At 46.5% G+C, this 13,008-nt stretch carries 9 protein-coding genes; 8 read left to right on the top strand and 1 reads right to left on the bottom strand.

What is annotated here, in order from left to right; genetic code table 11:
- From K5677_RS04360 to K5677_RS04335, 6 genes are all read left to right on the top strand, one after another.
- On the top strand, positions 1–1,153 hold a 1,153-nt coding region (locus K5677_RS04360), incomplete at its 5' end, for a type II secretion system F family protein (RefSeq protein WP_296725107.1).
- 24 nt (positions 1,154–1,177) lie between these two features.
- On the top strand, positions 1,178–2,797 hold the full coding sequence (gene pilM / locus K5677_RS04355) for a pilus assembly protein PilM (protein ID WP_296725104.1): 1,620 nt from the start codon (positions 1,178–1,180) through the stop codon (positions 2,795–2,797).
- Positions 2,798–2,814: 17 nt separating this feature from the next.
- Positions 2,815–3,597 carry a hypothetical protein gene (locus K5677_RS04350; RefSeq protein ID WP_296725102.1) on the top strand — a complete coding sequence of 261 codons (783 nt, stop codon included), beginning with the start codon at positions 2,815–2,817 and terminating at the stop codon, positions 3,595–3,597.
- Between the two features lie 59 nt (positions 3,598–3,656).
- A complete protein-coding gene (locus K5677_RS04345) occupies positions 3,657–6,827 on the top strand; it encodes a hypothetical protein (RefSeq protein WP_296725099.1) in 3,171 nt (1,056 codons plus the stop codon).
- Between the two features lie 12 nt (positions 6,828–6,839).
- A complete protein-coding gene (locus K5677_RS04340) occupies positions 6,840–7,238 on the top strand; it encodes a prepilin-type N-terminal cleavage/methylation domain-containing protein (RefSeq protein ID WP_296725097.1) in 399 nt (132 codons plus the stop codon).
- Positions 7,239–7,253: 15 nt separating this feature from the next.
- On the top strand, positions 7,254–8,564 hold the full coding sequence (locus K5677_RS04335; RefSeq protein WP_296725095.1) for a prepilin-type N-terminal cleavage/methylation domain-containing protein: 1,311 nt from the start codon (positions 7,254–7,256) through the stop codon (positions 8,562–8,564).
- 69 nt (positions 8,565–8,633) lie between these two features.
- Here K5677_RS04335 and K5677_RS04330 read toward each other — a convergent pair whose 3' ends face one another.
- Complete coding sequence (locus K5677_RS04330; protein WP_296725093.1) at positions 8,634–9,473, bottom strand: prepilin peptidase; 840 nt, start codon at positions 9,471–9,473, stop codon at positions 8,634–8,636.
- Between the two features lie 134 nt (positions 9,474–9,607).
- Between K5677_RS04330 and K5677_RS04325 the strand changes: the two genes are divergently transcribed.
- Positions 9,608–11,284 carry a GspE/PulE family protein gene (locus K5677_RS04325; RefSeq protein ID WP_296725091.1) on the top strand — a complete coding sequence of 559 codons (1,677 nt, stop codon included), beginning with the start codon at positions 9,608–9,610 and terminating at the stop codon, positions 11,282–11,284.
- A gap of 32 nt (positions 11,285–11,316) precedes the next feature.
- Positions 11,317–12,438: a type IV pilus twitching motility protein PilT gene (locus K5677_RS04320; protein WP_081349065.1), complete on the top strand. Its 1,122-nt coding sequence runs from the start codon at positions 11,317–11,319 to the stop codon at positions 12,436–12,438.
- Positions 12,439–13,008: the final 570 nt, after the last annotated feature.

Raw genomic sequence — 13,008 nt, 5'->3', positions numbered from 1 at the left:
CAAGGGCAAGGCTAATGCCGAGAATGAACAGGAATTCCTCGAAAAGATGAAAGAACGAGGAGTGTTCATCAAGGATTACAAGGAAGACGATTCAAGTAACACAAGATCAATCTACAAGTTCAGCACCAAGGAGCTCGCGTTTTGCTGCCGACAGCTCAGCGCTATGCTCACGTCCGGTCTGACTCTTGTTAAAGCAATCGACATTCTGGTCAAGGAACAGGAAAACGAAAAGGCAAGAGCTATCTGGCAGGACATCTACGAGAACGTCCAGAAGGGTGAATCCTTCTCCTCGACTCTTGAGATGCACGCAGGCTCGTTCCCGGAGTTCCTTATCTCAATGGCGAACGCAGGCGAAACGAGCGGTTCGCTCGATGTTATCATGACGCGAATGTCCGAACATTACGCCAAGGAGAACAAGCTCAAGAACACCATCAAGGGTGCCATGGTATATCCTATCATACTTGCAGTTCTGTGCGTCGTTATCGTAATGTTCCTCTTCATATTCATCATGCCTACATTCATCGGAATGTATGACGATCCCGATAAGATGCCTGCTCTGACAAAGATAATGGCGGCTATCTCGGACTTCCTCAGATACAGGTGGTACATAGTCGTTATCATTGTGCTCGGTGCGTTCTTCGGCTTCAAGTATGCTTATAAGACGGACGGCTTCCGCTATAAGATGGACAGACTTATCCTCAAAGGGCCAATGTGGGGTCCCCTTGTTACAAAGATCTATACGGGCCGCTTCGCAAGAACTCTTTCTTCACTCTATTCCAGCGGTATCCCTATGGTTGAGTGCTTACAGAAGTCATCTGCTATCCTCGGCAACAGATACATTGATGAAAAGTTCATCGACGTTGTCGACGAGGTAAAGCAGGGTGAAACACTTTCAGCCTCTATCACCAGAACCGAGATCTTCGAGCCTATGTTCTGCTCGGTTATCTACGTTGGTGAGGAGTCGGGTGCCCTCGACTCTATCCTTGAGAAAACTTCCGACTACTACGAGGAAGAATCTGACTCTGCTGTACAGCGCCTTGTAAGTCTTGTTGAGCCTGTGCTCCTCATCTTCATGGGCGTTATCATAGGTATGGTCGTTATCGGTATCTACCCCGCGCTCTATGGCTCGATGGAAGGTCTCGAAAACGAATAATAACGGAAAGGTGGAAAAAGAAAAATGCTTTCATTTGATATAACTGACAGAAACGTCCGTGTTGTTAAGGGCGTTGAGAGCAACGGTAAGATCAAGATCAGCTCCGCTGCTACACTTAACCTCGAAGAGGGGCTTATCGTCAACGGTCACGTAAGAGACGTGCCCAACGTTGCCACACTCATCAACGGTGTGCTGAAGAGGAACAAGATGCCTGATAAGGAGGCTATCGTTTCTATCTCCTCAAACCTCACGATATTCAAGGAAATGACGGTTGCCCGCGTTAAGGGACAGGATCTCCAGAAGACCGTTAAGGCACAGGTTCAGGCCGAGCTCAACCTTGACGATTCTTACAGCGTTACATATGTCGTAGTTGGTGAGGCTTCCGAGAGAGGCGATACAGGTGAGCCGCTGCTCCGTATCCTCGCTACAGCTTGTCCCTACGAGATCGTCAACAGCTACAGAGAAGTGTTCAAGCTCCTCGGTATCTCGCTCCGTTCCGTAATGGTAGGATGTAACTGTATCACAAAGGTTCTTCTTGCCGATACAAGGATCAAGTCGAAGATGCCACTCCTCGCTGTTCAGATCGACAACAACTTCATCTCACTCAACCTCTATGAGGCAGGTCAGCTCTCTTTCTCACGTTTCGCTACGATCGATGCCGATGACTACGGCGGATCTGCTGACTACGTTTTCGAGGCTGTAAACGAGAATATCTTCCGTATGTTACAGTTCCACAGGAGCCGCAATACGGGTGAGACTATCGAAAATGTAGTTTTCTACGGTGATACCCACGATTATGTAAGACTCACCGATGAGCTCGAAAAGCTCGACCTCAACACGAGTCTTATCAATGTTCCTCCGCAGATACATGGTCATGAGAACCTTGAATTCTCTCTCTACGCTAACGCTATCGGCGCTATGTTCAAGCGTAACAAGGAAACTGAGAAGATCAACCTCCTTGATACAGAGCTTGGTGCGGTTATCAAGAGAGCAAGCAGCGGCAACAGTGAGAATGCGGGCCTCATTCCGATGCTTGCACTTATCCTCGGCGCAGGCGTGCTCGTCGGCGGCGTTTGGGGCATTATGTCTATTATCGACTTGGGTTACACAAGCAAGACCCAGAAGATATACGATTACATCAATGACCCTGCTACCCAGAAGAAGCTTGCTCATCGTGAGAAACTTCTCGGTATTGAGGAAAATGTAAACGCTTACAATACCAAGATCGTCAATGCGCATGATGCGTTCTACTCACAGCCTGTTATCGACGGTGAGAAGTATGAGACTATACAGCTTGTACTTGATAAGACAGCAGAAGACCTTGATCTTGAGTATGCGATCATTTCTACCCCATCCTACAGCAATGGCGTTTTTAACTTCAATGTTTCTGCTGCAGGAAGTGAAGAAATGGTTCAGAAGCTTCCTTCGCTCTTTATTGATAACCTTCTTGATAAGGAATACAGCGATAATAATGGCATATTTGAAAATGCTTCATATTCGGGTTACAGTGTGGCTATTGATAAGGATAGCGAAAATCCTAACGACGAGGGAATCGAGACGGTTTCGTTTAGTGTAACAACCGCTATTAGCGGCAGAGAAAGTGCTTATAAGCCAGAGACATCCGATTCGACGGACTCTGAATAATATGGAGGTAGATAGAGATGAAACTCAATTACAGAGATAAGATCATTTTAGGCGCACTGCTTGCCTTCGTTATACTGCTTGCGGGATTTTTCCTCCTCATAAAGCCTAAGTATACTGCTATCAAGGATGATAAGGCTGCTCTGACAAAGGCTGAGCAGGAGCGAGACGATGTAGATGCAAAAATATCCGAGATCAAGCCACTTCAGGAGCGTATAAAGAAGACATACGACGATACTGTTACGCTTACAAACGACTTTGTTGCATACAATGATATGTACAATGCACGTAAGGTCGATCAGTATATGCAGCATTTTGCTGAAGATAACGAAGTCAAAATATTGAATCTCAATGCTACTGATGTCGGATCAGGAAGCGTTGACTACTATTACTTCACTCCTACTTTTGTTGGCGATGACCTTTTAAAAGCTGCTGACCTTAACGGTGATAGACAGGCTGCAAATGCTGAATTGTCAGCAGAAAGTGATAGCCTTAAAGACAGAACAAAGGAGAATATTCTCTCAAGCAATTATACTATCGCTGTTACAGGCACAAGAGAGAATATATGGAATTACCTCAAGGCGATCGAGGATCAGGATAAAACTATTATAATCAATAACGTTTCTCTTAATGGAATTATAATTAGTCCCGATCAGTATGAAAAGCAGGCTGATTTCCTTGGAGTTGAACTTTCAGATGAAGAAAAGGAAATGCTCGAGGATGACGCGGAGGCTACCGCAAACATTACCATAACACTTTATTCAGTATACGACCTCTCAGAACCCAACGTAGAAGCAGATTGATAACTTGTCCCTTCGCTAACAGTTATTAGAGAAATATAACTTGGAAAGGCGGTTAAGAAATGAAAAATATAAAGAATAGAAAATATAAAGGTTCGGTTCTGCTTACAGTCGTTTCTGTAATGGCGCTGCTGATAGTATTTCTGTTCGGTACTCTCGTTCTTGCCACATCGGCAAACAACAGAGCCCACATTAACTACTCCAGCGCTCAGACGAATGTAACCTCACGCCTTGTCGCGGAGAGTGCAATTACGGCTATCGACCTCGATAAGGATTACAGAAAGGCTATCGGCGGTATCAAGTCGGGAGATTCCCCCTTGAAGGTACCTGTGCAGATAAGCAGTGATGATACCAACATCAATACCAGAACTATGGGTAAAATAGATGATGTTGAGGTCTCCTATGCAGGTACAAGAAAGTTTTATGACACAACTAAGAATGAGTGGCTTGACAGAGAGCTCATTCGCTTTACATCAAAAGTAACCCTCGGCGGAGTTACATCTACGACAAATGCATATGTTCTGAAGCATATGTCGGACGACGATGACTCCAGCCCGAGCGGTGCGGGCTTCGTTACGACGGGCGGCGCAGACTTCGCGTGTCAGACCAGTCTTTACGGCGGTGCCTATGTAAATATCCCTTCGCTTGATGTGGTTAAGGATTTTGATTATTCAAAGCCTGCTACTTATAGAGCACTTTCGTATTATGCGGGCGGTCCTTCGATGCTGCTTAACAATAGTGGCTCGGTTATTGAGGCTGATGCTGTGATCAACACCAATCTCTCTATCAAGAACTGGAACGGCTTCATTTTCCCCGGCACGGGCAAGGGTGTTACTATCTGGGGCGATATGGTATTCAACGGCGCTAATGCTGCGACCCACCTTCGCTATGAAAATAAGTGTAATCTTACCGATACCTACAACTTCAATGAGATACCCTATGTTTATGTTGACGGCGGTATTTACGGAGAAAGCTGGAAGGGCGACACAAACGCAAAGGCTGAGGACAAGATAGTGATCGGTAACTCCGGTGCAGGTGATACAACGACAGCTGCCAACGCTCCGCTGAATGTATTTGCGGGCTATATCTACGCACGCGAAGCAGCAGTCTGCAATATCTATGGTAACCTCTTCCTTATGGACGCTGACAAAACAAGCGTACTCAAAGGCGGCGGAACGCACCTTTATGGTTGGAGCAATTCCGTTGTGAACAAGACTAAGTCAACGACTGCTTCGGCAAATGTTACTTCCATTTATTCAAACGGCAGCCTTGAGCTTTCCGATTGCACTATTAATGGTGATGTTCGAGTACAGCGCAATTGTACAATCGGTCCTAATGTTACTATCAACGGCAATCTTGTTGTTGGCGGCAAGCTTATGATAACCGATACTTCTAATTTTACCTGCACAGGTACGATATACAGTGATAATGCTATCGGTCATGCACCTGCTCCTGCCGGTCAGTACAAGAGGGTCGAGAACATATTCCACCCCGAAGAGGAAAAGAACGCTGAGGATTGCGTAAAGGTCGAGAATAATGTAAAGCGCGAATACTATAAGTGGAATTTTGATGAGCATGGACACTATACAGAATTTGACTGGGGAACGCAGAAAGATGGTGCTTCCGATCCGTTTGGCAATAATGTAGGCTGGGTAGGAGGAACAGGTTATTTTATGTGGGATCCTTCATATGATCCTGATACAAATGGCATCCCTGCCGATGATGTGATAGCTGATTATCTTGATGAAGACGCGGGCTTTTACTTTTCTTATCAGCTCCCTGCTAACGGAATCGACGGAAGCAAGGATTACTATTATGTAAAGACTTGTATCGACTTTGATTCTGTTGAGGGCGATTCAACAACAGGTTACACATATGATACCTATGCTCTTTCTGAACCTACAAATGATCAGTACACGTATTACGACCTTGACTCCGGCGAAGAGTTAGATGTTGAGGACGCTACCGTAGTTATCCCTGCTTACAGAGCTAAGGCTGACTTCGACGGCAACGAGATAACACCTGTCGAAAAGACAGAAAAGAAGTACACCTACTATCGTAATGATGACCACACAGAGGTCGACGAGTACACAGCTCTCCACGGTGAGGGCGGCGGTGAAGTAGCAGGCATTTCTAAAACGTCTATCGCTGACTTTGTAAACACATACAAAGAGCAGCCTTATCCGAAGTACGCTGAAAAGAACGTTCTCCTCGGTCTCGAGCTCGTTCCCGATCCTTCTGATGCAACAAAGAACCTCAAGAAGTCCGAGACACAGGTCGTTAAGACCATGAAGGACGTCCTTGATCAGGTTATCAACCCGTACGATAACTCTGATATCCCGAATGCGCTCAGAGCTAAGTATAATTCGCTTGTGTCTACGAGTACTCCGATTACGAGTGAACCGCAATTAGCGGCAGCAATGGGAAAGACTGTGTCTGACATGCAAATGGAAGGTGGCAGCCTTAAAATTACGACACAGGATAACACAAGCGGAAATTACTATATTAATAAGGATTGTATTCTTGATCTTTCGATTAGTAACGGAGCCCCGAAGAAATCGCCGGTTCCTGGTAACATACCGATTGTAATTGACCCCGGCAAAGAAACCATTCTTATTGTTATCAGAAAATTAGAAGTAGCAGCAGGTACAGACATCTTCATAGATGATACACAGGGCGGAAAGGTGTATTTCTATATTGAAGGAAAGGGGAACATGAGTTTCCTCGGACAGGGAATGTTGACGACCGTTAAGTGGTATGAGTTCCTTAGCAAGAAAACGCCCTTCCAGGTTACAAGTGACCAGGTCTACACAATGTATGGTGCCGACGGCGTAACTGCCGAGCCCAAGACTATAATGCAGCAGCTCGGCACCAATGCTGTTCCGAATGTTTACTTCTACGGTGCTAAGGGTTCCAGGCTCTATTTCCAGAGCTTCCAATGCTGTACTGCCAATATAGTATCACCTAATATTGCGCTCCAAATAGACGGTACATCAGCCACTATCACAGACGGAGTTGACGTTTACTACAATGGTCACGAAGTCAGAAAGAACGTCGAGACAAACGATAAGGTTGACTACAAGTACATCTTCGGATGCTGCAACTCAAAGACTGCTGACTTCCCGAACCAGATCAACGAACTCTGGGTAACCGACGGCGGAGGCAAGACTCCTCCCACACCGCCCACTGACGACGAGTTCTGGTACAAGGTCCTTTACTACGACGAATATTAAGGAGGGATATCAATGAACGAGACTAAAAAGAAGAAGTCCCTCAAGGGCGTGACCCTTGTTGAGATCATTATATCGCTTGCCGTAGTATCGGTTTTGACGTTGCTTCTCGTAACTACAGCAACTACTATCAATGCTTATATCAAGTCAGCTAATCATGTTAATCAAAAGACAACAGTTCAGGCTCCTATTGCCGAATCCGGTTTCACGGGTTCGGCAAACGAGCTGAGCACTTCCGACAAGGACATCAAGATCACAGTCAACGGTAAGGTTACGCTCGTCGGCAAGGGCTATTCCGTTGTTGACCCCGCTGCTCCCGCAGACGAGGGCGTCGGCGGCAATCTCAATATGAAGTTCGTCACCAATGTCGACAAGGAAGGCACAACAGAAGCGACTACAGAGTCGACGACATAAGCGGGGGGTGTTATTTTGAAGATAAAAAGAACAAAGAAGGGCTTTACCCTTATTGAGCTCCTCATCGTGCTTGCTATTTTCAGTATCATTCTGATGCTGGTTATGTCGTTTATCGACCCTGTGTCAAAGCTTATGACAAAGACCTCCGTAAGAGAGCGTACTGCGGCATATGTTGACAACATCGGCGATTACCTCGACAAATCAATACGCTATTCTAAGTTCGTCAGAGTTTACAATGGCGATTACGGCGACAGAGAAAGTACGGCTTTGCCCGTTATCACCGAGCAGGAGGCTGTTCAGGCGTTTGTCGATGATTTCTTCGACGGTGCGCTGAAATCGGATAACACTGCTCTCACCGGCAAGATACACGTATTGAAGCTGTATAACGACAATATGCCCGGAGCCGATGACAAGCCCGGTGTTGCATATGAGAGTGTATACTCCTTTACAGCAGGCGACAGCTGCCCTGTTTCACACGATTTCCCTACCGGCGATGTTGACGATCCTACCGAGACAAAGACGGGCAGAGTTTTCGACGGCGAGACAGCTACGCTTATATACGGTTCTGATTCCTATGATATTGACTGTCCCACGGGTTCTTTCCCGAGAGCGGTAGTTACTAAGGAGACTTTCTCCGATGGAACTACAGACCGTATGCTACTCAATCCCGAGCACTTTGTTGACTATTCATACTACTATACTCTCGGCTATAATGTGCTTGAGCCTATCTCTTCGGGCGACCTCGCTTCATATGAAGATGCAGCCGGAGACCCGCTCCCCACAAGCGAGAAGTATTACTACAGCCGTCTGGCGCCCATGACTCAGAATGACGGCTCTCCGATGAGCGTATCAGCAAGTAATTTCTGCCTTTCAGTTGTGTCATACCAGAACAATGCAAAGGGCGTAAACAGAATTGATACCGAGTTTACAGGTGTTGATCCTGCTGAAGCAGTTTCTGTTTTCAGGTCGCCGTCCTACATCTCCTCTGCAAGTATGACGCTCAAGAATTGTGTGGCAGCAGGTCTTAGCGACAGTACGCTCTATGAAAAGTATTTCAGACTTTCACAGACAACTTATACAGGTTCCGGAACTGTTTCTGTCAATAAAGACTCTGAAGGCAAGGATCTGCTCGAGGCGATCGACCCGAAGTTTTACTATGGTCCGAGCTTCGAGATTATTGATACGGCAGCTGGAAATACATCGGTAACAAGCGAGAATATCTATATTATCTATGCTCTTCCCGATGAAGTTTCGCCCAGTCCGATCAATTACGGCGCAGTTCCTGCGGCTACTACACCCGCAACTACTACAGCAACAACAACATAATATAAATAAAAAAGCAGGCAGCAGTAATAATTGCTGCTGCCTGTAATTTATTTTTGCGTTTTTTGACTTTTACTCGGGTTTTACAGTAAGAAGATTGACGTACCAGTCAGCGACTCTGTTGCCCCAGAGCATTGCAAAAGCAATGCCGATCGAAAGATAAGGTCCGAATGCAAACTTTGAATCCTTTGTAACCATTTTGATTATCACTCCGCCAACAGCGGCTGTGATGATACCGATCAATGCTGAAACGATAATAGCCCGCGTTCCGAGAAGAGCGCCCGCCGCGAACATGAGCAGCGTATCGCCAAGCTCTATCGCACGGAAATCCTCCTCAAACTTCTTCCTGATTATCGGACGGCTTACCTCTCCGATGATGAAGAACGGAACGCTGATAACAAGAGCTCCGATGATTCGGTGCTTGAGCTCCACATCGTCTGTGAAGAGCGCCGCGGGTATGGCAAGCAGAAGTATCATACCGACAATTATCATGTCGATCTCCTGCGTGTCCCAGTCCATAAAGGCGATGACGACGAGAAGCGACATAAGAACGCAGGTTATTATGGCTTTAGCATTTATATCAAGAACTATGAATGTAAGTACATAAAGCAAGCCGTTGAGTGATTCGACGATGGGATATCGGACGGATATCTTCTCGCCGCAGGAATGACACTTGCCCCTCAGCAGTATCCAGCTGAGCACGGGGATAAGATCTATGGGTCTTATCTTTGCTCCGCAGGTCATGCAGTGGGATGAGCGCTTGATGAGAGATTCGTGCCGCGGCAAACGCAGTATGACGACATTCAGAAAGCTGCCGATACAGATGCCGAAGAGAAATACGATGGATAAAAACATGATTTTGAAAGGCATATCAGTGAATTCACTGTGAAGCATATTTTCAAATCCAAACATGGTTTTTCCACACTCCTTTACTTAGAATATTGACGTATTACTATTATATCATATTCTGAGTAAAATTCAAGTGCAAATTAAGAGTTTGTTCTTGTAAACAGAACGGATTCTAAAAAATAAGCGGAGGTTTGTATATGAGAAACGAGAGAATTGGCGACTACTTAGTTAGTCAGGGGCTGATCAGTGAAGAACAGCTCCAGAAGGTTCTTGCGACCCAGAAGGAGTCAAATGGAGCCAAGAAGTTCGGCGACGTTGTTGTTGAGCTTGGATTTATGACCGAGATTAACTTCACTAAGGCTCTTGCAGGCAAGCTGAGAGTTCAGTATGTTGATCTCGACAATACGGACATCAACACAGACGCTGTTCAGAAGGTTCCCGAGGCTCTCGCGAGAAAGCATACGGTAATCGCTATCGCTATTACAGGTAAGCGTCTCACTGTTGCGACAAACGACCCTGTAAACTTCATCGTTCTGGAAGATATCAAGGTATCGACAGGTATGGATACTGTTCCTGTTCTCGCCACCACTTCCGCGATAAACAAGGCTATTGGTAAGTGCTACTCCATGCAGAACGTTGACAGCGTTCTCGAGGGCGTTACAGCTATGGCTTCCGACCTCGGCGGACCCATGGACGAAGAGGCTAACGACCGTGTAGAGAGCGCTCCTATCGTTAAGCTCGCTACAACTATCGTTGAGAACTCCTTCAGAGCGGACGCTACCGATATCCATATCGAGCCGTTCGACAAGTATACAAGAATTCGTATCCGTGTAAACGGTGACCTTGTTGAGCTGATGAACATCTCCTCGGCTGTTCACAGCGCTCTCACAACACGTTTCAAGCTCATAAGCGGTATGAACATCGCCGAGAAGCGTATCCCTCAGGACGGACGTTTCACTCAGGTCGTTGACGGCACCACCCTCGATGTCCGTGTTTCGTCACTTCCTATGGTACACGGCGAAAAGATAGTTATCCGTATCCTTTCAACAGGTCAGATAGCTCTCCGTAAGATAACAGACCTCGGTATGTCCGATTACAACTACCAGCTCTTTGAGTCGATGCTCCGTGTTCCTCACGGCGTTATCCTCGTTACAGGTCCTACCGGTTCAGGTAAAACTACTACACTTTACGCGGCGCTCGGTGAGATAGCTAAGCCCAACGTAAACGTCGTTACTGTTGAGGACCCTGTCGAGAAGGCTATCGACGGAATCAACCAGTGTCAGGTTAACCAGAAGGCAGGCATGACTTTCGCCGCTGCCCTCCGTTCTATCCTCCGTCAGGACCCTGATATCGTAATGATCGGTGAGATGCGTGATACCGAAACTGCCGATATCGGTATCCGTGCCGCTATCACCGGACACCTTGTACTTTCCACCCTCCATACCAATGACGCTGCTTCGACTGTTGTACGTCTCGTTGATATGGGCGTTGCTCCGTACATGGTTGCTACTTCACTCATCGGCGTTATCGCTCAGCGTCTCGTTAAGGTGCTCTGTCCGAACTGTAAGAGAGCAAGAATGTCCACTGACGAGGAAAATGAGCTTATGGGTATTCCTTCATCTATCCAGATATATGAGCCTGTTGGCTGCCCTAACTGCAACAACACGGGCTATCGCGGAAGAACCGCTATCCACGAGATCATCCACTGTACTGCTAAGGTTTCCGCTATCATTGCGGCAGGCGGCGGTAAGGAAGAGATAGAGGCTGCTGCTAAGGCTAACGGTACAAAGCTCCTCCGCGACAACGCTTCCGAGCTTGTACAGGCAGGCGAGACTTCTATCGACGAGCTCGTAAGATCCACATTCTCTGTTTGATCTATACATATATATATTAGGAGGAATACACCATGGGCATTATCAATATTCACAAGATCCTTGACGAGGTTCGTCTCCTCGGCTGCTCGGACTTACATTTTACAAACGCTATCGCTCCCGTTGTGCGTCTGAACGGTACTCTCAGAACTATGCGTTCTCAGTACCCCGAAATGGACGAGGAGGAGATACTCGACATAATCAACCAGATGACAAATGAGGCTCAGCAGACCTCTATCAATAACCACCACGATACTGACTTCTCCTTCCAGACAAAGAGCGGTTACCGTCACCGTGTAAACGTTTACTTCCAGAAGGGCAAGCCCGCTATCGCTATCCGTCTCCTCCGCAACGACATCCCTACTCTCGAGGACCTCATGCTTCCTCCCATTCTTGCGGATTTCGCTATGCGTCCCCGTGGACTCGTTCTTGTAACAGGTCCTACCGGTTCAGGTAAGTCTACCACCCTCGCGGGCATGATCGACTTTGTAAACCTTAACAGAAGCGCTCATGTTATCACAGTTGAGGATCCTATCGAGTACGTTCACGACCACAAGAGATGTATGGTAAACCAGCGTGAGATCGGCGACGATGTTCCCAACTTCGCCCTCGCCCTCAGAGCTGCCCTCCGTGAGGACCCCGATGTTATCCTCGTAGGAGAAATGCGTGACTTCGAGACCATTCAGGCTGCTGTAACTGCTGCCGAAACAGGACATCTCGTTATGTCGACACTTCATACAACGTCCGCGGCTGATACTATCAACCGTATCATCGACGTTTACCCCGAGCACCAGCAGCAGCAGATCAGAACACAGCTTGCTAACAACCTCGTGGGTATCATCTCGCAGACCCTTATCCCCAAGAGAGACGGTACAGGACGTATCGCTGTAATGGAGATACTCAATGTTACCGACGCTATCTCCGCTATGATACGTGATAATAAGATACACCTCATCCAGTCTGCTATCCAGACAGGTAAGCAGCAGGGCATGATGTCCCTCGACCAGGAGCTTGCACGTCTTGTTTACAAGAACGTTATCAACGAGGTCGACGCGCTCGACAAGTGCCAGGACAAGCAGGAGTTCTACCGCTTCCTCACACAGATGGGCGGTTCTCCCTCGGGCGGTATGTCTACAATGCAGCAGAGTGCAGAGTAATTAACAATTTGTTCACAGAATTTATCCCCTGCGTATTGCGGGTAATGTCATTAAGCTAAGGATATAAAGAAAAGGAAACATGAGTATGTTTAAGGTAATAAGACATACTCATGTTCTTATTTGTCTATAAATAAGCATGACGAAAAGACAGATTAGAGATCTGCCGGAAAAAAGTATTGACACAAGGTAAGAATTATGATAATCTGTAATTGAAGCCGATGGCAGAATGGTAACGAGTTTTTCTGACAGCGTTACGATCAGGTCTGACAGGGCACGTATTTCTTGCTATCAGCTTTTCTAAATTCGAAGGACTGACGTTACTACAGCGAAAGAAAGCAATGCATATATGTATAGCAGTGGCATAATTGATTTTGTAACGGTAATCATTATGATTATCGTCATCTATGAGGATATTTTCGGTGATCAGCATAGAGAAGTTATACATATATGCATTGCTTTCTTTCGCTGTAGTAACGTCAGTCCTTCGAATTTAGAAAAGCTGATAGCAAGAAATAAATGCCCTGTCAGACCTGATCGTAACGCTGTCAGAAAAACTCGTTACCATTCTGC

Source organism: Ruminococcus sp., from assembly GCF_024684275.1.
This window is presented reverse-complemented; position numbering and strand designations above follow the sequence as displayed.

What these genes read in the sequence shown, in the direction of transcription:
- pilM (WP_296725104.1), top strand. Translation starts at nt 1,178, where the DNA reads ATGCTTTCATTTGATATAACTGACAGAAACGTCCGTGTTGTTAAGGGC.
- K5677_RS04350 (WP_296725102.1), top strand. Translation starts at nt 2,815, where the DNA reads ATGAAACTCAATTACAGAGATAAGATCATTTTAGGCGCACTGCTTGCC.
- K5677_RS04345 (WP_296725099.1), top strand. Translation starts at nt 3,657, where the DNA reads ATGAAAAATATAAAGAATAGAAAATATAAAGGTTCGGTTCTGCTTACA.
- K5677_RS04340 (WP_296725097.1), top strand. Translation starts at nt 6,840, where the DNA reads ATGAACGAGACTAAAAAGAAGAAGTCCCTCAAGGGCGTGACCCTTGTT.
- K5677_RS04330 (WP_296725093.1), bottom strand. Translation starts at nt 9,473, where the DNA reads ATGTTTGGATTTGAAAATATGCTTCACAGTGAATTCACTGATATGCCT.
- K5677_RS04325 (WP_296725091.1), top strand. Translation starts at nt 9,608, where the DNA reads ATGAGAAACGAGAGAATTGGCGACTACTTAGTTAGTCAGGGGCTGATC.
- K5677_RS04320 (WP_081349065.1), top strand. Translation starts at nt 11,317, where the DNA reads ATGGGCATTATCAATATTCACAAGATCCTTGACGAGGTTCGTCTCCTC.